Consider the following 21475-nt stretch of genomic DNA (forward strand, 5'->3'; position numbering starts at 1 on the left):
GCACAGCCGTCTGCACCACCATCTGCACCGACAGCGGCACAGCCTTTTGGGCCGGATGCCCCCGGTTAATGCAGCGTTCCCAGATGGTTAGAAGAAAATCACGCCCGGTGATACGGCCCGCCCGACAGGATCGTCGCCGCCCGATACAACTGCTCGGCCAGCATCACCCGCACCAGCATATGCGGCCAGACCATCCGCCCGAAACTGATCGAAAACGCGGCCCGGTCGCGCAACCCCGGCGCAATCCCGTCGGCCCCGCCGATGACAAAGGCCACATCCTGCCGCCCCTCATCGCGCCACCGCGCCAGTTGCGCCGAAAACTCCGGCGATGACATCACCTTGCCGCGCTCATCCATCGTCACCAGCAGCGCCCCTGCGGGAACAGCCCGCGCCAGCAACTCTGCCTCGGCCTCCATCCCGCCGCCCTTCTTGTCCTCAACCTCGGTCTCGAACAACGGGCCCAGCGCGAGCGGCTTTCCTGTGCGGTTGAACCGCATGTGGTAATCTTCAAAGATCGCACGCTCGGGCTGATCCGCCCGGATGCGCCCCACCGCACAGACATGCACCCGCACGGCCCTCAGGCCCCGCGATGGGCGCTTCCGGGAAGCCACATCTTTTCAAGCTGATAGAACTCGCGCACCTCGGGCCGGAAGACATGGACGATCACATCGCCCGCGTCGATCAGCACCCAGTCACCGGTTTCCTTGCCTTCGATCTTGCTGATGATCCGCAGATCCTGCTTCAGCCGATCAACCAGCTTTTCGGAGATTGCCGCCACCTGACGCGACGACCGGCCCGAACAGATGACCATGTAATCGGCCACGTCCGACCGCCCGCGCAGATCGATCTGCACGATATCCTCGGCCTTGTCGTCATCGACGGATTTCAGCACTGCCGCCAGAACGTCTTCCGAAGAAAAGGTTCCCGCATTCGCCGTGGCGGTCGCCGTCATGCGCGCCGCCCTTGGCCCGACCGGCAGCCCGGTCGTTGGGTCTGAATGAGACAGGACATAGTCCTCCCGAAATGGCGCGCCGCATCGCCCCGGCGCGGGGCTTGACCAACAGGGTAACATTGCCGCGCCCGTATCTCAACGGCACGCGAAGCGCGCGCGATATCCCCCGGCGGCGAAAAGCGCAAGAAGAACCGTCACCGCAGCACGAAACCCACCTCGTTGCGGCGGTTCCACGGCAGGGTGAAGGGTGAATCGTAGAACAGGAACTGCGGTGGCTCTTCCACCGCCAACCCGCGCTGCGCCACCCATTCCCGCAACTCTGCACTGCGCGCCTCAAGCGACGAAGTCGTTGGAACGCCTGAAAATTCCAGCACCACCATGCGTTTGGCCGGGTTGGTCACAAGCCGGATTCGCGGGTCCTTGGGGCGCGGCAGGGTGTCCATCGTGAACTCTGACGGCATCGAAAACTGCACCGTCCATGTCGACCCCGCGCCGCTTTGCGCCACAGGCGTAGTCATGGCGATCTTTTCCGATTGCGCGACAGGTGTGGTCATCGCGACCTTCGCCTTCGCCTCGTTCCCGCCAAAGATATAGGCCGCCAGCACCCGGAACCCCGCGCCCACAGCCGCATCCCGGCTTCCCTCGACTGTCACCTCTGCCGCCAGATGCGGCGGATAGGCCCGCACCTCCACCGCGCCATCGCTATCCTCAACCACATAGGCCGGGGTTTCAGTGCCTTTATAACTCTCAGCCATCCCCGCCCCTGCCATCCCGCCCGCGACACCCATTGCCAGCAGCGCCAATACAACCCGCTTCTGAACCCATCCCATGCACATCACCCTTTGTCTGATCCTGACCTAGCACGCCTTACCCACCCGCACAGCAAACCCATTCCGAACAGCCCGGCAAATCCCCGCAATGGCCCAAGCACCGCTCTGTTGCGTAACCCTAACCATCACCTTGTCGCGACGTTCCATGTGTTGGCGGTGAAACCCGCCTTGCGTGGCCCGTCACTCCACCCCGCCCCGAACCCGCGTCTTGCCTCACAGCAGATTCGCGCGTAATCAGTCGCGCATGATGCGCTTCTTCGACATGGCCGACCACGCGCGCCTGCCTTGGCGCTTTACCCGCGAAAGCCGGTCGGTTCTCGCACGCCTTTCCTGACGCGCCTCCCGTCATCCCGGCGCAGCCGCGCCACACCCACAGCCATATCCGAAAGAGATGAGCCATGACCGCTCCGCGCACCCTTTATGACAAGATCTGGGATGATCACGTCGTCCATCAGGCCGAAGACGGCACCTGCCTGCTGTATATCGACCGCCACCTCGTGCATGAGGTGACCTCGCCGCAGGCATTCGAAGGCCTGCGCATGACGGGCCGCACCGTCCGCGCCCCGGAAAAGACCATCGCCGTGCCCGATCACAACGTCCCCACGACGCTGGACCGCGCCAATGCCGCGACCATGACCGAAGACAGCCGGATTCAGGTGGCCGCGCTCGACAAGAACGCCAAGGATTTCGGGATCAACTACTATCCCGTCTCCGACATCCGTCAGGGCATCGTCCACATCGTCGGCCCCGAACAGGGCTGGACGCTGCCGGGGATGACCGTGGTTTGTGGCGACAGCCACACCGCCACCCATGGCGCCTTCGGCGCGCTGGCGCATGGCATCGGCACCTCCGAAGTGGAACATGTCCTCGCCACCCAGACGCTGATCCAGCGCAAGGGCAAGAACATGAAGGTGGAAATCACCGGCTCGCTCCGCCCCGGCGTCACCGCCAAGGACATCACCCTGTCGGTGATCGGTGAAACCGGTACCGCTGGCGGCACCGGCTATGTCATCGAATATTGCGGCCAGGCGATCCGCGAACTGTCGATGGAAGGCCGCATGACCGTGTGTAACATGGCCATCGAAGGCGGCGCCCGCGCCGGTTTGATTGCGCCGGACGAAAAGACCTTTGCCTATTGCATGGGCCGCCCCCACGCGCCGAAAGGCGCAAAGTGGGAGGCCGCGCTCGCCTATTGGAAAACCCTCTTCACCGATGAAGGCGCGCATTTTGACAAGGTCGTCACGATCCGTGGCGAAGACATCGCCCCCGTCGTGACCTGGGGCACCTCGCCCGAAGATGTTCTGCCCATCACCGGCACCGTCCCCGCGCCCGAAGATTTCACCGGCGGCAAGGTCGAAGCGGCCCGCCGCTCGCTGGAATACATGGGCCTGACCCCCGGTCAGAAACTGACCGATGTCGCCATCGACACAGTCTTCATCGGCTCTTGCACCAATGGCCGCATCGAAGACCTCCGCGCCGCGGCGGCCATCCTGAAGGGCAAGAAGATCGCGGTGAAACGCGCGATGGTCGTTCCCGGCTCGGGCCTCGTGCGCGCACAGGCGGAAGAGGAAGGTCTGGCCCAGATCTTCATCGACGCGGGCTTTGAATGGCGTCTCGCGGGCTGCTCCATGTGCCTTGCCATGAACCCCGATCAGCTGGCCCCCGGCGAACGCTGCGCCGCCACCTCCAACCGCAACTTCGAAGGCCGCCAAGGCCGCGGTGGCCGCACGCACCTGTTGTCGCCCGCCATGGCGGCGGCGGCAGCCATCGCCGGTCATCTGGTCGATGTGCGCGATGTGATGTCGGAACAGGTGTAAGGAACAGACCGATGCAGAAATTCACCACCCTCACCGGCATCGCGGCCCCCATGCCGCTGGTCAATATCGACACCGATATGATCATCCCCAAACAGTTCCTGAAGACGATCCAGCGCTCGGGTCTCGGCAAGAACCTGTTTGATGAAATGCGCTATACGCAGGACGGGCAGGAAATCCCCGATTTCGTCCTGAACCAGCCCGCCTATCGCAAGACTGAAATCCTGATCGCAGGCGACAATTTCGGCTGCGGCTCGTCGCGCGAACATGCGCCTTGGGCGCTTCTGGATTTCGGCATCCGCTGCGTGATCTCCACCAGCTTTGCCGACATCTTCTACAACAACTGCTTCAAGAACGGCATCCTGCCCATCGTCATGCCGCAAGAAGTGGTCGATGTGCTGATGGCCGATGCCAAGAAAGGCGCCAATGCCCGCGTCACGGTCGATCTGCCCAGCCAGACCGTCACCACCTCGGACGGGCAGGTCTTCTCGTTCGAGGTCGACCAGCACCGCAAGCATTGCCTGCTGAACGGTCTGGATGACATTGGCCTGACCTTGGAAAAGGCCGCCGCCATCGACAGCTACGAAAAATCGCTGGCAACCCTGCGTCCTTGGGCCTGAAACCGGCCTTGGCTGCCGACTAGATGCCAAAAACCAAGCAACCACAACATCTTGGGCCGCCCCTCGGGGCGGCCTTTTCCTTGCCGGAATCTTGATGCAATCCAGCGACACCTTGTCCGCGAAATGGCCGCAAAGCCCTGCATACATACGAACGGGTGTTGTAACGGTACACGAAAGAAGGCACAAATTGGGCAAGATTGAGGCAGTCCGCCACAATGTGCGGGTATTCGCTGGAAGCGGCACCAAGGGCAAACCCTGGGTCGGCTGGCGGGAAGGAAACAGGGCAGTGGGTTCGCGGCTTGCCGGGGCGCTTTTGCGCGCAGTTATGATCGTGGTGCTGGTTGTTGCACCGTCCATGCTCGTACCGGGCCTGGCCACGGATGCACAGCAAACGGTCGCCCTCGTTGCCCTCTTTGCCGGTCTCCTTACCTTTGTCGAATATAATGGCGAAGCGCCGGGTCTGATCGAATTCCGCGACGCACCGCCCTTCAACCGCATCCGCTTTTTGCTGCTGGCCGCAACGCTGCTGGCCCTCGCCCTGATCGAACGGGGTCGCACCGACCCCTCGACGCTGACCCAACTGGTCGAAGCCGTGGGCGCGCTTATCGGGCAGGCAATGGATTTCCCGTATAGCCCGGTCCGTCTGGCCACTCAGGTTCTGACAACCGGCGCGACCGAAGCCGATATCGCCATCCTGCGCACCGCCGCCGGCACGGCCTATCTGACCTCGCTACTGGGACTGTTCTACTTCTCCTTCCACATGCGGCTGGGCAGTTGGCCGCGTCAGGGACGGGTGTTTAATGTCTGGATCAACCTGCCGACCTTCGATCCTACCAGCGGCAGCGACATCGTCGCCCGGCTGGAGCGGGACGCGCGCATTAACATTTCATTAGGGTTCCTGCTGCCATTCTTGGCCCCGGTTGTTGTGCGGCTGTTCATGGGCGGGATTGATGCCGCCAGTCTGACCGGATCGCACAGCCTGATCTGGACGATGACAGCATGGGCCTTTCTTCCGGCAAGCCTCTTCATGCGCGGGATCGCGATGTATCGCGTGGCGCAGATGATCCGCGACAAGCGCCGCGAAAGCGCCGGTACCGCGTCCGAGGCGTTGCTTCCCGCCTGATCCTGGCGCTGGCGGCCCTCTGCCTGACGGCCACGCTGGCCCGTTCAGAACCGCTGCGCCTTGCTCTCTGGAATGTCGGGTTGGAACGGCGCGGCCCCGGCCTGCTGCTGCGCGATATCGAGGCGGGCAAAGATGCCCAGATCGCGGCAATCCTCGCCGTTCTGGCCCGGCTGGACGCCGATATCCTTGTCCTCACCGGGGTGGACCATGACCCCGGCCTTCACGCCCTGTCCGCCCTTGCCCTGCGGTTACAGGCGGCGGGTCACCCCTATCCGCACTTTTACGCCCCGCGCCCCAACGCGGGCCAGCCGACCGGCTTTGATGTCGATGGTGACGGCCGCGTCAATGAGCCGGAAGATGCCCAAGGCTGGGGCCGTTTCCCCGGCGCGGGCGGCACCGCCATCCTGTCGCGCCTGCCGCTTCTGACCGAACAGGCACAGGATTTCAGCGGCCTTCTTTGGCGTGCCCTGCCACAGGCCAATCTTCCCCCGGACATGGACCCCGGCCTTGCCGAGATTCAGCGCCTGTCGTCGCATAGCCACCTGATCCTGCCGGTCCTGCTGCCGGGTGGCGCGCGTCTTTCCCTGCTGATCTGGCATGCCACCCCGCCTGCCTTTGACGGGCCCGAGGATCGCAATGGCCGCCGCAATGCGGATGAGGCGGGCTTCTGGCTGCATCTGCTGAATAGCCGTCTGGCCATCCCGCCCCCTGCACCACCCTTCATCCTGCTGGGCGATGCGAACCTTGATCCCGAGGATGGCGATGGCCGCCCCGACGCCCTGCGCGCCCTGCTCAACCATCCGGCGCTGACCGATCCCGCGCCGCGCGGCACCCATGGCCGAACGGAACCGGCGCATCGGGGCGACCCTGCGCTGGACACCGCGATCTATACCGATCTGGGCGGTCTGCGACTGGATTACCTGCTGCCCTCCGGCGACCTTGTCATCCATGCCAGTGGCGTCCTCTGGCCGCCCGACGGTGACCCTTTCGCCGCCACGCTGGCAACCGCCTCGCATCACTACCCGGTCTGGATCGACCTGTCGGTGTTGGCCGCCACTCCCGGCCCCTGATCGACCGCGTCAAACCGGACCCGATCGACCGGCAGCTTCAGCACGGACAGCACCACCTTCTGGCGTGAATTGGCCACGCGCACCGACGTGCCATCCTCCATGTCGACGAACATGTCGCGCCCGTCGCGGCGAATGGCCTGCGCGGCCCGTGCCGCCACCCAATCCGACCGCGACGCCCGCACACCCAGCCATTCCGGCAGGGGATCGACCACCGCACCAAAGGGGCCGGGCAGATATATCCGCTCGTCCTTGGTGATGATCCGAATGTAATTGCCCTCTGCCATGATCCGGATCAGCGTGTCAGGCTTGATCCGCTTGCCCCCGATCTCGACATGGTCCGCCTCCCACACTCTTTGCGGTTCGGCCACAGGCACCACCGTCTTGGGCAGAGCACCGGGCCTTCGCCCGCGCAGATCGCCCAACACCCGCGGGACGACGACCAGCATCAACATATGCGCAAAGGCCTCGATCAGGACGAAATAATAGATCACCAGCACCAACAGCTTTGGCGTTGGCATCATCGAATCCTTCGATATCACAAGGTCGACCCCGATACCGATCGTCACCGCCGCCAAAAGGTAGGGCGATGCCTTGATGCGTACCGTCCCCCACCGATAGGAGATGTATTCAACGATCAGCGCGACCAGCACCAGCATCAGAACACCACAGAGGATGCTCAGGGCAATGTTGCGCGCCCGCTCATCCACGAAAAGCTTGGCATGATCCGAGCGCGTGTCGAAGGTGATCACAAAGAAATACAGCAGGATGTAATGGATGATCATATAGCGATGAAACAGTGTCGAAACGAATTCGAATGGCCCAAAGCGGACCACGTCACCGGAAAACATGGTGACCTCAACCCTCGTCTCTGCGGGCTGCGCGGATCGCATCAGGCCACCTTGTCCTGTGCAGGTCGATCCGGCAGGTCACGCAATGCCACAGGACGGGCATTGTCCCGCCCATCCAGCCAGGCCTGCACTTCGGATTTCAAGGCCGCCGACACCGGAACCCGCCCGCCGCCCGCGATATCCAGCCAAATCTCACGCCCCTGTTTCCTCACCCCCTCAACCGCAGCCAGCGCCACCCAATGCGACCGCTGCACCTGCCGGCCCAGCGTTGCGGGCATCTGCGCCACCACCCCCGAAAACGGCCCCGGCACCAGATGCCGGCCGGTCCGCGTGACAATGGTCACATAATTCCCGCTTGCCTCTGCCCGCAGGATATCGGCAGGGGCAATTCCCAGCCGGATCAGCAGATCGCCACCCTGTGGCAGCTTCGGCCTCTCCGTAACCGCCCCAGCAGCCTCAGCCACCGGACCATCGTCCTGTAACGGGCCATCCGCCATATCCGCGAACGGGTCCACTCCACCGCGCAAATCCGCCAGCGCCCGTGGCAACGCACCGCGAAAGATGAAACTTGCGCAAAGCTCCAGATACAGCACGCAAAAGAACGGGATCAGTTTCGATTGCAGTTCCGTCCAATCCTGCTGCACCTCCAACACATGATGCATGATGCTTACCGCGGCCAGCAGCGCAGCGGCACCCAGCATCATCCCCGGCGTCACCCATATCCGGATGATCCGCGCCTCCCTGTGGAACACCCGCGCGACGGCGACCACAGATCGCAGATAAACCATCAGCAAGGCCTGTGCTGCCACCAGCCCCACCACGACCGCAGGCACCTGCATGTCAATCGGGATTCGCTTGCTATCCAGCGCATAAAGCAAAGCAATCCCCGGGATCGTCAGTCCGACAAAATTCGCCAGCATATAGCGATGCCGCACCACGCGCCGCACTTCGCCAATGTTGATGAAAAGCTGACTGCCGCTCAGCAATCGAAGATCGAGTGCCGGCTCAAGACGCCCTGATCGGCCGCCTCCGTCAATCACGGGCAGATCCGTCAATCGCGGCATCGTCGTCACTCGATTCCAGTACTGGCACGCATACCCCAACCGTTACTTGGCAAGGATAAAGCATGACCTGTTACAACGACAAGAACGGCCACAGAGAAAATCATGTAACTATACGTACGTATCGTTTTTCTCAGTCTTTCGCCGCCCCCTGCCCGCTTGACCCGCCCGACCCAAGCCGATACGCCACCCCCAATAATTCCCTTGTCCTGCAGGAGCGCCACCGTGGCCAATCCCTCCCTTCTCATCCTCGCCGGCGATGGCATCGGCCCCGAAGTCATGGCCGAGGTGAAAAAGATCATCGGCTGGTTCGGCGCCAAGCGCGGCGTCCATTTCGATGTGAGCGAAGATCTTGTCGGCGGCTGCGCCTATGACAAGCACGGCACCCCCCTGCATGATGACACCATGGCAAAGGCGCAATCCGTCGATGCCGTGCTCCTCGGCGCTGTCGGCGGCCCGCAATACGACAACCTCGATTTCAGCGTAAAACCCGAACGCGGCCTTCTGCGCCTGCGCAAGGAGATGGACCTGTTCTCGAACCTGCGCCCCGCCCAGTGCTTTGACGCGCTGGCCGATTTCTCATCGCTGAAACGCGATGTGGTCGCAGGCCTTGATATCGTGATCGTCCGCGAACTCACCTCGGGTGTCTATTTCGGTGAACCGCGCGGCATCTTCACCGAAGGCAATGAACGCGTCGGCATCAACACCCAGCGCTACACGGAATCCGAAATCGCCCGCGTCGCCCGTTCGGCGTTTGAACTCGCCCGTCGCCGCAACAACAAGGTCTGCTCGATGGAGAAGGCCAACGTCATGGAATCCGGCATCCTCTGGCGCCAGGTCGTGCAGGAAGTGCATGACAAGGAATACCCCGATGTCGCGCTGACCCATATGTATGCCGACAACGGCGCGATGCAGCTGTGCCGCTGGCCCAAGCAGTTTGACGTGATCGTCACCGACAACCTGTTCGGCGATGTGCTGTCGGACATGGCCGCGATGCTGACCGGCAGCCTTGGCATGCTGCCCTCGGCCAGCCTCGGCCTGCCCATGGCCAATGGCCGGCCCAAGGCGCTGTATGAACCCGTCCACGGTTCGGCCCCCGACATCGCCGGTCAGGGCAAGGCCAACCCGATCGCCTGCATCCTGTCCTTCGCCATGGCGCTGCGCTATTCGTTCGACATGGGCGACGATGCCACCCGCGTCGAAAAGGCCGTGGAAAAGGTGCTGGCCGATGGCGTCCGCACCGCCGATCTGATGGGCCCCGAAGGCGGCGTGCCGGTTTCCACCAGCCAGATGGGCGATGCCGTCATCGCTGCCCTCGACGCCAGCCTCTGACGCTGCGGCGGCGCATCCCGCGCCGCCAACCCACATCGCGGATGGTCCAGCATGGCGCTTTCCCCCACTCTGTCAGGCGCCGGGCTGGGACTTCTGGCCTTTGGGACTTACGCAACCTATGACATCTCGGCCAAGTTGCTGGGGGCCACCTACCACCCCCTGCAAGTCATCTTTGCCGCCGGCGCGCTGACCCTGCCGCTGCTTGGCGCATACATCCTCTATTCCGGCAACGCCCGCCGCCTTTGGCCCAACCGCCCTGGCCTGATGGTCCTGCGCTGCGCCGGCACGGTGGTGAATTTCATTGCCGGCGTGTCGGCCTTCACCATGCTGCCCTTGGCCGAGGCTTATGCGATCTTCTTCACCATGCCCCTCTTCATCGCGCTTCTGGCCGTCCCGGTGCTGGGCGAGCGCTTCGATCCCGTGCGCGGTATCGCCGTGCTTCTGGGTCTGGCGGGCGTCATCGTGGCGCTGGACCCCGTCGCCACGCCCTTGGGCATCGGTCATGCGCTGGCCCTGACCGGCGCGCTGGTAGGGGCGATGAACTATGTCCTGATCCGCAAGACAGGGGCGGTGGAAAACACCGCCGTCATGCTGCTTTGGCCGCAGATCGTGCTTTTTGCCGTGGTAGCCGCCACCATGCCTTGGGTCTACCGCCCCATGGCCACCGCCGACCTTGGCATTTCGGCCCTGATGGCCGTGGTGCTGATGGTGGGCATGGTCGCCATCGTCGAAGCCTATCGCCGCGCCGCCGCCATCATCGTGGCCCCGATGCAGTATTCCCAAATCCTCTGGGCCGCCATTTTCGGCAGCCTTTTGTTTGACGAAGCCATCGGCACCCGCACCCTGATCGGCATCGTCCTGATCGCGCTGGCAGGCATCATCGTTGTCGCGCGTCAGGACAAGGCCGCCCGCGTTCCGCCGCCGACAGTGCCCACCTGACCGCCCATCCCGGCTTGCACCCGCCGCCACTTCGCGCGACACTATCAGCATCATTCCAGCCAGCCCTTTGCGTCCCCGCGCGCCCCCAAGGATTCTGCCACATGTCCCCCAACCTGCGCGGCGCGCTTCTTTCGCTCGCGGCCTTCGGCATCTACGCCACCCATGACGTGGTGGTGAAGTTTCTGGGCAGCGACTATTCTGCCGTGCAGATCATTTTCTTCTCGGGCTTGCTCAGCTTTCCGCTGGTCACCTTCATGCTGCTTGGCGACAGGCGCGACGAGAACCTCGTTCCTCGCCACCCGTGGTGGAGCCTTGCCCGCGCAGTCTCGGCCGTGCTGACCGGGGTGGCAGGCTTCTTCGCCTTTTCGCAACTGCCCCTGGCACAGGCCTACGCCATCTTCTTTGCCATGCCGCTTCTGATCACGCTGATGGCCATTCCGATGCTGGGCGAACGTGTGGGCCTGCGCCGCGGAATCGCCGTGGTCGTTGGCCTGATCGGCGTGCTTGTCGTCCTTCGCCCCGGCGAGGCCGACCTGAGCCTGGGCCACCTGGCCGCTCTCTCTGCCGCCGTGACCGGCGCGCTCACCTCAGTCATCGTGCGCAAGATCGGTGCCGTCGAACGCTCTGCCGTCCTGATGCTCTTTCCGATGCTGGGCAACGTGCTGGCAATGGGGGCGGTCCTGCCGTTTGTCTATGTCCCCATGCCGGTGGCCCATCTGGGGCTGATGGGAATCATTGCCCTGTTCGGCTTCGTGGCCGGGCTTTTGGTGATCAAGGCATACCGCACCGCGCCCGCCATCATCGTCGCCCCGATGCAGTATTCCCAAATCCTCTGGGCCGCTTTCTTCGGCTCGGTCCTGTTCGATGAAACGGTCGATCTCTACACCGCCATCGGCAGCGCCATCATCATCGCCTCGGGGATCTACATCGTCCTGCGCGAAGGAACGCCCAGCGTCTCCGAGAACCGCCCCGTGCTGGCCACCAAAGGCCGCGCGGAAACCGGCGCCATGCCCCGCGTCAGCGTGATGATGCGGCGCATGGGCATCCCCGAACGTCAGGATTGATTCCGGCCCCCTTCGCCGACCATGCCCCTTGCAAATGCCGCCACGGGGCTGTAACCCACGCCGCAATGGTCGGAGCGTAGCGCAGTCTGGTAGCGCACCTGCTTCGGGAGCAGGGGGTCGGAGGTTCGAATCCTCTCGCTCCGACCAAATCATCACCCCCCGAAAATCCCGTTAACCTGAACAACCCGACCACAGGGCATTCCGTCAGCGCTGCGCCTAGCTTCGCTGCAATGTCTTCAACACCGCGGCGTCCAGCGTTTCCAGGAACAGCGAGAACAGTTCGCCCTGCGAATTGATGCGCAGCTTGGCATAGATGTTGCGCCGATGGATTCGCACCGTCCCCGGCGAAATCCCCATGATCTGCCCCGCCGACTCGGCCGAATGGCCCTTCAGGGTGTATTCCGCCACCTCCCGCTCGCGCGCGGTCAGGATGCCCACACCAAAGCTGCCAAAATCATGGGCCACGCTGCGCCTTTCCCCGCGCAGCCCGACCCGCGCCCCGCCCTGCCCAGCATCCACCCCAAACGCCGCCCAATGGCGTTGGACGGCGGCGGCCACAAAGGGAAACAACGACTCCAGCGCCAGAAGTTCCTTTTGCGAAAACGGCTTCTCGGCCCGCATCAACGACAGCACGATCATCGCCCGATCCGGCAGGCTGACGAAATAGGCAATCTCTTCGGCCAGCCCCGTCTGGGCATAGTAATTCCGGTAATACTCGCCCTGATAAAACCGGTCCGGCGCCATGTCGCGCAGCCGATACAGGCCGGGCGCAACAGGCCGCACTGCGGCAAGGTAGAAGGGATCCAGAAGATAGGGCCCCGCCTGATAATCGGTGACGAATATCTTGCGCTTGTTCGGCGGGAAATCGTCGTAGAGATCAATGGGCCTGTCCGGCCCGCGATAGCCGAACACGACCGTATAGGTGAAGGGCGCGGTATGGCGCAGCAGGTCGGCCAACCCCTTTGGAAGACCGGGGCTGTCAAGCGCCGCCACCACCGCCCCCGCAAGCGCGGCCCAACCGGGCGGGATCATCTGCCCGTCCAACCGCGCTGAAATACCCCATTTGTGATATATACAGCCAATGGACCCTCCCCTACGCTTTGGCATGTTTCATAGGATAGATGCGGTCCCATGCACAGCCTCCTAGACAATGGCGAAACGGGTGAACGGGCCGGCACTCCGCTGATCGCCGAATTCCGTGCGGCCACGAAACGCTATGGCGATGTTCTGGCCGCGGATGCGCTGACCTTCGGGATCGGGCGGGGTGAGTTCCTGTCCTTCCTTGGCCCTTCCGGCTGCGGCAAGACGACGGCGCTGCGGATGCTGGCCGGCTTTGAAACCCCGACATCGGGCGATGTCTTTCTGGATGGCGAACGGGTGACCGACGTTCCCGCCCATCAGCGCCCGGTCAACATGGTGTTTCAACACTATGCCCTGTTTCCGCATCTGACTGTCGCCGACAACATCGCTTATGGCCTGATGCAGCGCCGCCCCCGGCCAGACCGGGGCGTGGTGGCGCGCAAGGTGGACCGCGCGTTGGAAATGGTGCGTCTTTCGGGCTTTGGCCGCCGCCGCATCTGGGAAATGTCGGGCGGCCAGCAGCAGCGCGTCGCACTGGCCCGCGCCATCGTGAACGAACCCAAGGTCCTGCTTCTGGATGAACCGCTGGCCGCGCTCGACCGCAAGCTGCGGCGCGAAATGCAGATCGAACTGCAAACCCTGCAACGCCAGCTTGGCATCACCTTTGTTCTGGTCACCCATGATCAGGAAGAGGCGCTGTCGATGTCGGACCGCATCTGCGTCATGCGTGGCGGGCGGATCGTCCAATCTGGATCACCCAATGCCCTCTATGACCAACCCGTCAGCCGCTATGTCGCGGATTTCGTGGGCAAGTCGAACTTCATCGACGGCACCCTAACCGCGCTTTCTGGCACGACAGGGCGGATCGAACCCCCCGCCGGTCCCGGCTTTTCGGGGCGGGTGTCCGGGTCATTGACCCTGGGCGAAAAGGTGTCGCTCAGCATACGCCCGGAACAGATCGAACTGGGCCATCATGCCCGCGACGGGGCAGCGCCTGTCACCGTCATCAACCGCATCTTTCTGGGCGAACACACCGAATACCTCGTCCGCCATGCCGCCCTTGGCGATCTTCTGGTGCTCGTCGCCCGCCAGGCCGAAGCCGCCGAAGGCAGCTTCGCCCCGGGCGATGCGGGGTTCATGACATGGGCGCCCGACGCCGGCCTGATACTTGCGCAAGACTGAACAAAGAAAAAACCAACCGGGAGACTTCAGCAATGACCGACAAGATCGACCATATCTCACGTCAGAAATTCATGGAGGAACTGCGGCGCTACCAGAAAGGATCGGTGACGCGGCGGCATTTCCTTGGGGTCACCGGCCTTGGCGCGGCGACCGCCGTTCTGGGTGCCGCCATGCCGGGCCTTCTGCCCCGCGCCGCCCGCGCTCAAACGGCCATCGGCGATCGCGTCGCCCTTGCGACCTGGCCCAACTACCACGATGTGGCGAACTTCGATGCCTTCACCTCGGAAACCGGCGCTGCGGTGCAGGTGAACGTGTTCGGCTCGAACGAGGAAATGCTCGCCAAATTGCAGGCTGGCGGCAGCGGCTGGGATGTGTTCGTCCCGACGAACTACACGATCACCACCTATGTTGAACAAGACCTGATCGAGCCGCTCGATCTCTCGCTCCTGCCCAATTACGACGCGGCAAGTTTCGATCCCCGCTTTGCCGGGCCGGGAACGGTGGATGGCAAACTTTATGCCGTGCCAAAGAACTGGGGCACCACGGGCTTTGCGGTGAACACAAACCACACCGAAGGCACCACGCCCGCCACATGGAAGGAATTCTGGGATCTGACCCAGACCACCTTCTCGGGCCGCACCATGGTGCATGACTATCAGCTGACAACCATCGGCAATGCGCTGAAATACTATGGCTATTCCTTCAACTCGATCGACCCGGCAGAACTGGCCAAGGCCGAAGAACTGCTGTTGGCCGCCAAGCCGCACCTTTTCGCCATCAGCTCGGACTACCAGCCCTCCATGCGGTCGGGCGATGCCTGGATGACAATCTGCTGGACAGGCGACGGCAAGCAGTTGAACCGCGACATGCCGGAAATCGCCTTTGTCCTTGGCCGCGAAGGCGGCGAGCTGTGGTCGGATTTCTATGCCATCCCCAAGGGCGCGCCGCATCGCGATGCCGCCTATGCGCTGATCAACTACCTGCTGAAACCCGAGGTGAACGCCAAAGAGGCGCTCTTCCACGGCTATCCGGTGGCAGACAGCCGCGTCGATGCCCTACTGCCGGCCGAGATTCTGAATGACCCGATCCTCTACCCTGCCGCCGATCTGCTGAACGCGCTGGAGTTCGGCGCGGCGGCGACACTCACCGATCCGAACCGGGCCGAGCTGATGGCCCGCTTCAAGTCGGCCTGACGTCATGCAGCGGCAGCGCGCATCATGGCTGCTTCTCGCACCCGCCGGGGTGTGGTTTGCAGTCATGCTCGTGCTGCCGCTGTGCTTCGTTCTGGTGTTCAGCTTTGGCGAACGGGCACCGGCAGGCGGCTATGTGCCCGCCTTCACCCTCGAACAATACGCCAATCTGCCCGCCCGCGGGACGGCCTTCCTGAACACCCTGCTGCTGGCCCCGCTGGGCACGGCACTTTCGCTGCTGATCGCCTATCCGCTGGCCTATTTTCTTGCGATGCGGGCCGATCCGAAATGGCGGACATTGCTGCTGATCCTTGTGATCGTGCCCTTCTGGACCTCCATCCTGATCCGCAGCTATGCGTGGATCTTCATCCTTGGCGGTCAGGGCCTGCCTGCAGTGATCGAATGGCTGGGTCTCGGCTCGGTCCGGCTGATCAACACGCCTTTCGCGGTGCTGACGGGCATCGTCTATGGCTATCTGCCCCTGATGGTGATGCCGATCTATGTCAGTCTCGAACGGCTGGACAAACGGTTGCTGGAGGCATCCGCCGATCTTGGCGCACCACCCCTGCGCAGTTTCCTGCAAGTGACGCTGCCCCTGTCCCTGCCGGGCGTGGCCACGGGATGCCTGCTCGTGTTCATCCTGCTGATGGGCGAATTCCTGATCCCCGCCATGCTGGGTGGCGGCAAGGTCTTCTTCATAGGTAACGCGCTGGTCGATCTTTTCCTGCAATCGCGCAACTGGGCCTTCGGGGCCGCCGTCGCAGTGACGCTGGTTGTCATCATGCTCATCACCGTGACGGTCTACATGTGGCTGATGCGCCGCATGGGGGGCCAGCGCGATGATGTGGCCCTGATGTAGGACCGACCCATGCGCCTTTATGCCTTTGCCGTCTTCGCCTTCCTCTACCTGCCCATCGCCATCATCGCGGTCTTCAGCTTCAACGCAGGCCGTCATGCCAGCCAGTTCACGGGTTTCTCCGTCCAATGGTATGGCAAGGCGCTGTCCAACCCCTTCGTGATGGAGGCGCTCTGGACCAGCTTCATCGTCGCCCTCAGCTCGGCCCTGATCGCCAGCGTCTTTGGCACCATGGCAGCGCTGGCCTTGCAAGGCATGAAAGGCCGCCTGCGCGCAGTTGCGGATGCGCTGATCTATGTGGCCATCATGGTGCCAGGCATCGTCATCGGGATCGCCACCTTGATCGCGCTGGTCACCCTGTTTGGCTGGATCAACCCACTGCTCGCCCGGCTGGCCCCCGAAGGACAGGCCCCACAACTGTCGATGGGCTATGGCTCGCTGATCGCGGCCCATGCCTTGTTCTCCATGGCGCTGGTCATCATCATCCTGCGCGCCCGCCTGTCGGGCATGGACCGCAGCCTTCTCGAAGCCTCGGCCGATCTTTACGCGCCCCCCTTCGCCACCTTCCGGCAGGTCACGCTGCCCTTGATCTTTCCGGGCATCCTTGCGGGCTTCCTCCTCAGCTTCACCTTCAGCTTCGATGATTTCATCATCGCCTTCTTCGTCGCCGGGTCCGAAACGACCCTCCCCATCTATGTCTTCTCATCCATCCGCCGCGGGGTCACGCCCGAGATCAACGCCATCGGCACCATGGTTCTGGCCGTGTCGCTGCTGCTGTTGGTAGTCGCGCAATTCATCCTGCGCAGCGGCACCAGAAAGGGCAGCAAGTGATGCAGCTTGCAGGGCGCGTCGCCTTTCTGACGGGGGCAGGGTCCGGCATCGGACGGGCGGGCGCGCTGGCCCTTGCGCGCGAAGGGGCCATCGTCACCGTCACCGATCTGGATGGCGCCCGCGCCCGCGCTGTGGCCGATGAAATCCGCGCCGCCGGTGGCACGGCCGAGGCGTTGGCGCTGGACGCCGCCGACGATGCGGCTGTCACGGCAGCAATCAGGGCTGTCGCAGCGCGCGGCCGGCTCGACATCCTGCATTCCCATGCCGGGATTCAGGTTCCGGGTCGACTGACCGAGATCGCCACCGATGCCATGGATGCCTCGTGGCGTTTGAACGTGCGCGCGCATTTCGTGGCCGCGCGCGCAGCCATGCCGCAAATGCAGCAACAACGAAAGGGATCCATCATCATCACGGCGTCAAATTCCGGCGTGCAATACGACCGTGGGATGATCGCCTATTGCACAACAAAACACGCCGTCATCGCCATGACCCGCCAGATCGCGGTGGACTATGCCGCAGACAACATCCGCTGCAACGCGCTCTGCCCCGGCTTCGTGGACACGCCCTTCAACCGCGGGTTCGAGGCGCAGATGGGCGGGCGTGCCGCGCTGGAATCCTATGTCGCCCAATCCATTCCCATGGGGCGTTGGGCATCGGAAACCGAAATCGCCGAAAGCATCGTCTACCTTGCTTCGGACCGGTCGGCCTTCATGACAGGTCATGCGCTGGTCATCGACGGCGGGGAATGCCTCTAGACGCGCGCCAGACCTGCGAAGGCCACCCACACCCCTCACACCAAAGGCTCAGCCTGCATCGGCCAGCATCATCGCCACCCCGGCCTCATCCGCAAAGCCCAGCTTCACCACCGTTGCCGCCACTGATGCCCCCTCGGACAGCGCGGTCTTGGCCACCAGCGCCGCTTTGCCATACCCGATATGCGGCACCAGCATCGTGGCCAGCACCAGACTGTTCTCCAGCGCCCCCTCGCATTGCGCGACATTGGCCTCGATCCCCGCCACACAGCGGGTGGCCAGCGTATCCATCGCCTGCATCAGAATGCGCATGGATTGCAGCACGTTCAGCACGATCACCGGCTCAAAGGCATTCAGTTGCAACTGCCCCGCCTCTGCCGCCATGGTGACCGTCAGATCATTGCCAATCACCTGAAACGCGACCTGGTTGACCACCTCCGGAATCACCGGGTTGATCTTGCCCGGCATGATCGACGATCCCGCCTGCACTGCCGGAAGCCGGATTTCATTGAACCCCGACCGCGGCCCCGAAGACAGCAGCCGCAGGTCATTGCAGATCTTCGACAGCTTCACCGCGATCCGCTTCAGCATGCCGGAAAAGGTGACATAGGCCCCGCAATCACTGCTCGCCTCGATCAGATCACCGGCCAGCTTCACCGGCCGCCCCGCCACCCGCGCCAATTCGGCCACCACCGCCTCGGCATAGCCGTCGGGGGTGTTCACCCGCGTTCCGATGGCCGTGCCGCCAAGGTTTACCTCCAACAGCAGGTTGGACAACCGCCCGATGATTTCCACATCCTCGCGGATCGTCACGGCAAAACCAGCGAACTCTTGGCCGAGCGTCATCGGCACCGCATCCTGCAACTGCGTCCGCCCGATCTTGCGCACCTGCGCAAAGGCCACCGCCCGTTCGCCAAAGGCATCCGCCAGCCGCGACTGCGCCGCGCGAAAGGCGTCGCACTGGCTCACAATCGCCAGCCGCATCGCCGTGGGATAAACGTCATTGGTCGATTGCGACCGGTTCACATCATCATTCGGGTGCAGATGCGCGTAATCCCCGGCGCGGTGGCCCATCTTCAGCAGGCCAAGATTGGCGATCACCTCATTGGCGTTCATGTTCGTCGATGTGCCGGCCCCGCCCTGGATCATGTCCACGCGAAACGCGTCATGCCACCGCCCGGCAATGATCTCGTCGCAAACTTCCTCGATCACCCGTGCCTTTTCCGCCGACAGCACGCCCAGCGCCAGATTGGCCCGCGCCGCCGCCTTTTTCACCCAAGCAAGCGATCGGATGAACTCCGGAAAAAGCGACAAGGGAATCCCCGAGATGGGAAAGTTTTCAATCGCCCGCTGGGTATGGATGCCCCACAGACAGGTGCGCGGCAGGTCCATCGTGCCAAGACTGTCTTCTTCGCGGCGCATGTCGTGCATCATCATCGGGCTGGTCCTCTGGCCATGGCTGTGGCCCGACACCTGCCCCTGATACCGCCCAAGGGTCCAATGCAAATCCTGCATGGCCCATGCAGGCCTTGCCTACCCTTGGACCGCCTAGGCCTTCAACGCCGCCCACAGCGCATCCAGCTTTGGCCCCGCAGCGCGCCGCGGGCGAAAGGCGCAGATCTCCAGCGGCAATTCCCACTCCACCCCGCCCAACGGCACGATATCCGCCCCTGCCTCCACCGCGCTTTCCGGCAGCCAGCCCACGCCATGCCCCGCAGCGATCACCTCTTTCAGCACATCCGACATGTCGCATTGCACCGACAACCGATAGGACAGCACCCCACCACCCCGTTCGATCACATGCTCGAACAGCCGCGCGAAATAGGCCCGTTGTGCATAGGCGATCAGCGGAAATGGCTCCTTGGGCGTGCCGGGAAAGCCGAACTCCTGCCCCCGCGCCGCATAGGGCAGGAACCGATCCGCCCGCAGAACCACCCGCTCTTGCGTGGCCAGTGCCTCATGACTGGGCAGCGCCGGGCAATCATGCGCCAGCAGGATATCCGCATCCCCCGCCAGATAGCGCGCCGTCACCTCGGCCGTTGTTCCAACAATCACCGAAAAAGAACTGCGCACCTTCGGCCCGATGGCCGCCAGAATGCGCCGGAAATCACTGCGCGCCAACACATTGGGCATCGCCAGCCGGATCTGGCTCATCACCTCGAACTGGCTGCCCCGGATCGCCGCCCGCGTCTCCAGCAGCCGTTCCACCGAAGCACCTGCCCCTTCGCGGAACTGCTCGCCCGCCTCGGTCAGCCGCACAGGCTGCGACCCCTTCACCACCAGCGCCGTGCCCACCCAATGTTCCAACGACTGGATGCGTCGTGAAAACGCCGCCTGCGACAGGTTGCGAAATTCGGCCGCGCGGGTGAAATTCCGCAACTCGGCCAGCGCCAGAAAATCCTGCAACCAACGAATGTCCATGCAGCCAACCCCCTGCCCCTGCCGCAGATCAGCCCCGCAGGGCCGCCTCACGCAGCCCGGACACTGCACGCATCACGCAAGTGCGCGGCCACCCTGCGATCCGAAAACTGCTACAGGATCAGATCGCGCGGCACCAGTTGGTCCACTCCCGCCAGTTCCACCATCCAGTCGGCCACCCGGTCCCCATTGCTGTCACCCAGCAGCAGCCCGCGCGACGGATCAAAGGTCACCGATCGCTGCCCACCCCCCGCAAAGCCGGTGGGCGAAAAGATCAGCCCCATGCCGCGCAGATCAATCTGATCCTCGCCCGATACGAAATCGGCAATCCTGTCGCGCCCGGCCCCGATCCCGATATCCGCCGCGCTACCAAAGACAAAGACATCCGCCGCCGCCCCCCCGACCATCGTATCCCGGCCCGCCCCGCCGTTGATCACGTCCGCTCCACCCCCGCCCCGCAGCCGGTCGCGCCCCGCACCGCCAGAGATCACATCGCCCGCATTGCCGCCGTCGATCACGTCATCGCCCGCCCCGCCCATGATCAGGTCGCGCCCCGCCCCGCCAAAGATCACGTCCCGATCCGCCCCACCCGTGATCGTGTCATTGCCGTTCACGCCCCACAGGCTGTTCAGTCCCGCACCTCCAAAGATCAGGTCGTCCCCCCAGCCGCCGCTGACACTGTCATTGCCCGCCCCGCCAAAGATGCTGTCCGCGCCATGCCCCGCGCGGACAAAATCGTCGGCGTCCCGCCCGGTCAGCACCTCTGCGGCATCCGTCCCCTGCAAGACCAGCGCTTGCGGCGGCTCTCCCGCCGATGCCGGAACCACCCGATCGACCAGCGCTGCGGCCAGACGGCCCATGAAGCCTTCCGAATAATGCAGGGCATCCCTGAACATCCCGGATGCAGAGAACCCGCCCGCCCGTGCCACCGCATCCGGGTCAACCGCGCTGATCCGGTCCGATCCCGCATCCAGACGGCGCTGCTGGTCGATGATCGTGTCCCAGAACGCCCGGCCCGGTGCCGCCGGCGCAACGTCTGAAAGGTTGGAAATCACCACGTCAAAGTTCAGCGCCGACCGCGCCACGCCGGGAAGCGCCGCTCGCAATCCCGCGTCAATGCCCGCCAGCAGCGATTGAAACTGGCTTGCGTAACTGGGCGCTCGCGCGAAATCATAGGTATCCGCCTCGCCCTGCACCCAGATCATCCCCTGCAGCACCGCGCCGGGATTGGCCTGCATTGCGCGGGCAGCCTCGGTCACCACCCTGTTCTGCATCTCTCCGGGTTGATACCAGTCCTCCCCGCGACGGCCCCATGTCAAAGGCGCGCCTGCGCTGCTGACGGCAATCACGATGGCCCCCGGATCGCGCGCCTGCAATTGGCTGCGCAAGGCGGCGGTCATGGCGGTCGCATTGCTCTGGCCCGCGATGATATAGATATTGGGCATGGTCACCTCCGGAATATCCGGCGATGCTGCCACCCCTTGGGTAACCAGAAGGTTGCCCGCACCCGCAA

21 protein-coding genes and 1 tRNA gene are annotated in these 21475 nt (G+C 63.7%); 13 read left to right on the forward strand and 9 right to left on the reverse strand.

Going from position 1 to position 21475, the window contains the following annotated elements; translation table 11 throughout:
* Window positions 1-98: 98 nt before the first annotated feature.
* The 3 genes from rlmH to RSE12_20070 form a co-directional block, all read right to left on the reverse strand.
* Window positions 99-572, reverse strand: a complete 474-nt coding sequence (gene rlmH / locus RSE12_20060) for a 23S rRNA (pseudouridine(1915)-N(3))-methyltransferase RlmH (protein WRH62620.1) — start codon at window positions 570-572, stop codon at window positions 99-101.
* Window positions 573-577: 5 nt separating this feature from the next.
* A complete protein-coding gene (gene rsfS / locus RSE12_20065; protein WRH62621.1) occupies window positions 578-952 on the reverse strand; it encodes a ribosome silencing factor in 375 nt (124 codons plus the stop codon).
* 194 nt (window positions 953-1146) lie between these two features.
* Window positions 1147-1782: a heme-binding protein gene (locus RSE12_20070; GenBank protein ID WRH62622.1), complete on the reverse strand. Its 636-nt coding sequence runs from the start codon at window positions 1780-1782 to the stop codon at window positions 1147-1149.
* Between the two features lie 398 nt (window positions 1783-2180).
* Here RSE12_20070 and leuC point away from each other — a divergent pair, with 398 nt between their 5' ends.
* From leuC to RSE12_20090, 4 genes are all read left to right on the forward strand, one after another.
* A complete protein-coding gene (leuC, locus tag RSE12_20075; GenBank protein WRH62623.1) occupies window positions 2181-3599 on the forward strand; it encodes a 3-isopropylmalate dehydratase large subunit in 1419 nt (472 codons plus the stop codon).
* An 11-nt stretch (window positions 3600-3610) separates the two neighbouring features.
* Window positions 3611-4216 (forward strand): 3-isopropylmalate dehydratase small subunit, encoded by a 606-nt coding sequence (gene leuD, locus RSE12_20080; GenBank protein WRH62624.1) that lies wholly within the window; start codon window positions 3611-3613, stop codon window positions 4214-4216.
* A 286-nt stretch (window positions 4217-4502) separates the two neighbouring features.
* Entirely contained in the window at window positions 4503-5339 is an 837-nt protein-coding gene (locus RSE12_20085) for a hypothetical protein (protein WRH62625.1), read from the forward strand.
* 104 nt (window positions 5340-5443) lie between these two features.
* On the forward strand, window positions 5444-6409 hold the full coding sequence (locus tag RSE12_20090; protein ID WRH64883.1) for an endonuclease/exonuclease/phosphatase family protein: 966 nt from the start codon (window positions 5444-5446) through the stop codon (window positions 6407-6409).
* On the opposite strand, the gene RSE12_20095 is transcribed toward RSE12_20090, so the two are convergent.
* Both RSE12_20095 and RSE12_20100 read right to left on the reverse strand, forming a co-directional pair.
* Window positions 6358-7299, reverse strand: coding sequence for a LytTR family transcriptional regulator DNA-binding domain-containing protein (locus RSE12_20095; GenBank protein WRH62626.1), 942 nt, complete (start codon window positions 7297-7299; stop codon window positions 6358-6360). The two genes, RSE12_20090 and RSE12_20095, sit on opposite strands and share 52 nt — an antisense overlap.
* Complete coding sequence (locus RSE12_20100) at window positions 7299-8321, reverse strand: LytTR family DNA-binding domain-containing protein (GenBank protein ID WRH62627.1); 1023 nt, start codon at window positions 8319-8321, stop codon at window positions 7299-7301. The genes RSE12_20095 and RSE12_20100 overlap by 1 nt, the downstream gene beginning before the upstream one ends.
* A gap of 222 nt (window positions 8322-8543) precedes the next feature.
* Between RSE12_20100 and leuB the strand changes: the two genes are divergently transcribed.
* The 4 genes from leuB (at window position 8544) to RSE12_20120 (ending at window position 11800) form a co-directional block, all read left to right on the forward strand.
* Window positions 8544-9650: a 3-isopropylmalate dehydrogenase gene (gene leuB / locus RSE12_20105; protein ID WRH62628.1), complete on the forward strand. Its 1107-nt coding sequence runs from the start codon at window positions 8544-8546 to the stop codon at window positions 9648-9650.
* A gap of 51 nt (window positions 9651-9701) precedes the next feature.
* Window positions 9702-10589 (forward strand): DMT family transporter, encoded by an 888-nt coding sequence (locus tag RSE12_20110; GenBank protein WRH62629.1) that lies wholly within the window; start codon window positions 9702-9704, stop codon window positions 10587-10589.
* Window positions 10590-10690: 101 nt separating this feature from the next.
* A complete protein-coding gene (locus tag RSE12_20115) occupies window positions 10691-11653 on the forward strand; it encodes a DMT family transporter (GenBank protein ID WRH62630.1) in 963 nt (320 codons plus the stop codon).
* Window positions 11654-11723: 70 nt separating this feature from the next.
* Window positions 11724-11800 (forward strand) — tRNA-Pro (locus tag RSE12_20120).
* Between the two features lie 69 nt (window positions 11801-11869).
* Here the strand turns inward: RSE12_20120 and RSE12_20125 are convergent.
* Entirely contained in the window at window positions 11870-12685 is an 816-nt protein-coding gene (locus RSE12_20125) for a helix-turn-helix transcriptional regulator (GenBank protein ID WRH62631.1), read from the reverse strand.
* A gap of 99 nt (window positions 12686-12784) precedes the next feature.
* Between RSE12_20125 and RSE12_20130 the strand changes: the two genes are divergently transcribed.
* Genes RSE12_20130 through RSE12_20150 form a run of 5 tightly spaced genes read left to right on the forward strand, consistent with a single transcriptional unit; the run spans window position 12785 to window position 17547 of the window.
* On the forward strand, window positions 12785-13915 hold the full coding sequence (locus tag RSE12_20130) for an ABC transporter ATP-binding protein (protein WRH62632.1): 1131 nt from the start codon (window positions 12785-12787) through the stop codon (window positions 13913-13915).
* 32 nt (window positions 13916-13947) lie between these two features.
* On the forward strand, window positions 13948-15108 hold the full coding sequence (locus RSE12_20135; GenBank protein WRH62633.1) for a spermidine/putrescine ABC transporter substrate-binding protein: 1161 nt from the start codon (window positions 13948-13950) through the stop codon (window positions 15106-15108).
* Window positions 15109-15112: 4 nt separating this feature from the next.
* The gene (locus tag RSE12_20140; GenBank protein ID WRH62634.1) at window positions 15113-15964 is read left to right on the forward strand and encodes an ABC transporter permease; all 852 of its coding nucleotides are present in this window, start codon (window positions 15113-15115) and stop codon (window positions 15962-15964) included.
* Between the two features lie 9 nt (window positions 15965-15973).
* Window positions 15974-16792, forward strand: coding sequence for an ABC transporter permease (locus tag RSE12_20145; GenBank protein WRH62635.1), 819 nt, complete (start codon window positions 15974-15976; stop codon window positions 16790-16792).
* On the forward strand, window positions 16792-17547 hold the full coding sequence (locus RSE12_20150; protein WRH62636.1) for an SDR family oxidoreductase: 756 nt from the start codon (window positions 16792-16794) through the stop codon (window positions 17545-17547). The genes RSE12_20145 and RSE12_20150 overlap by 1 nt, the downstream gene beginning before the upstream one ends.
* 48 nt (window positions 17548-17595) lie before the next feature.
* Here RSE12_20150 and RSE12_20155 read toward each other — a convergent pair whose 3' ends face one another.
* From RSE12_20155 to RSE12_20165, 3 genes are all read right to left on the reverse strand, one after another.
* Window positions 17596-19059 (reverse strand): aspartate ammonia-lyase, encoded by a 1464-nt coding sequence (locus RSE12_20155; GenBank protein ID WRH62637.1) that lies wholly within the window; start codon window positions 19057-19059, stop codon window positions 17596-17598.
* A gap of 33 nt (window positions 19060-19092) precedes the next feature.
* On the reverse strand, window positions 19093-19965 hold the full coding sequence (locus RSE12_20160) for a LysR family transcriptional regulator (GenBank protein ID WRH62638.1): 873 nt from the start codon (window positions 19963-19965) through the stop codon (window positions 19093-19095).
* Window positions 19966-20075: 110 nt separating this feature from the next.
* Complete coding sequence (locus tag RSE12_20165) at window positions 20076-21407, reverse strand: sialate O-acetylesterase (GenBank protein ID WRH62639.1); 1332 nt, start codon at window positions 21405-21407, stop codon at window positions 20076-20078.
* Between the last annotated feature and the right edge of the window lie 68 nt (window positions 21408-21475).

This window comes from Fuscovulum sp. (assembly GCA_035192965.1).
GTDB lineage: Bacteria > Pseudomonadota > Alphaproteobacteria > Rhodobacterales > Rhodobacteraceae > Paragemmobacter.

Coding starts and splice junctions, on each gene's coding strand:
- rsfS (WRH62621.1), bottom strand. CDS start 952: ATGACGGCGACCGCCACGGCGAATGCGGGAACCTTTTCTTCGGAAGAC.
- RSE12_20070 (WRH62622.1), bottom strand. CDS start 1,782: ATGGGATGGGTTCAGAAGCGGGTTGTATTGGCGCTGCTGGCAATGGGT.
- leuC (WRH62623.1), top strand. CDS start 2,181: ATGACCGCTCCGCGCACCCTTTATGACAAGATCTGGGATGATCACGTC.
- leuD (WRH62624.1), top strand. CDS start 3,611: ATGCAGAAATTCACCACCCTCACCGGCATCGCGGCCCCCATGCCGCTG.
- RSE12_20095 (WRH62626.1), bottom strand. CDS start 7,299: ATGCGATCCGCGCAGCCCGCAGAGACGAGGGTTGAGGTCACCATGTTT.
- RSE12_20100 (WRH62627.1), bottom strand. CDS start 8,321: ATGCCGCGATTGACGGATCTGCCCGTGATTGACGGAGGCGGCCGATCA.
- RSE12_20110 (WRH62629.1), top strand. CDS start 9,702: ATGGCGCTTTCCCCCACTCTGTCAGGCGCCGGGCTGGGACTTCTGGCC.
- RSE12_20115 (WRH62630.1), top strand. CDS start 10,691: ATGTCCCCCAACCTGCGCGGCGCGCTTCTTTCGCTCGCGGCCTTCGGC.
- RSE12_20125 (WRH62631.1), bottom strand. CDS start 12,685: ATGATCCCGCCCGGTTGGGCCGCGCTTGCGGGGGCGGTGGTGGCGGCG.
- RSE12_20130 (WRH62632.1), top strand. CDS start 12,785: ATGCACAGCCTCCTAGACAATGGCGAAACGGGTGAACGGGCCGGCACT.
- RSE12_20135 (WRH62633.1), top strand. CDS start 13,948: ATGACCGACAAGATCGACCATATCTCACGTCAGAAATTCATGGAGGAA.
- RSE12_20140 (WRH62634.1), top strand. CDS start 15,113: ATGCAGCGGCAGCGCGCATCATGGCTGCTTCTCGCACCCGCCGGGGTG.
- RSE12_20145 (WRH62635.1), top strand. CDS start 15,974: ATGCGCCTTTATGCCTTTGCCGTCTTCGCCTTCCTCTACCTGCCCATC.
- RSE12_20150 (WRH62636.1), top strand. CDS start 16,792: ATGCAGCTTGCAGGGCGCGTCGCCTTTCTGACGGGGGCAGGGTCCGGC.
- RSE12_20155 (WRH62637.1), bottom strand. CDS start 19,059: ATGCAGGATTTGCATTGGACCCTTGGGCGGTATCAGGGGCAGGTGTCG.
- RSE12_20160 (WRH62638.1), bottom strand. CDS start 19,965: ATGGACATTCGTTGGTTGCAGGATTTTCTGGCGCTGGCCGAGTTGCGG.
- RSE12_20165 (WRH62639.1), bottom strand. CDS start 21,407: ATGCCCAATATCTATATCATCGCGGGCCAGAGCAATGCGACCGCCATG.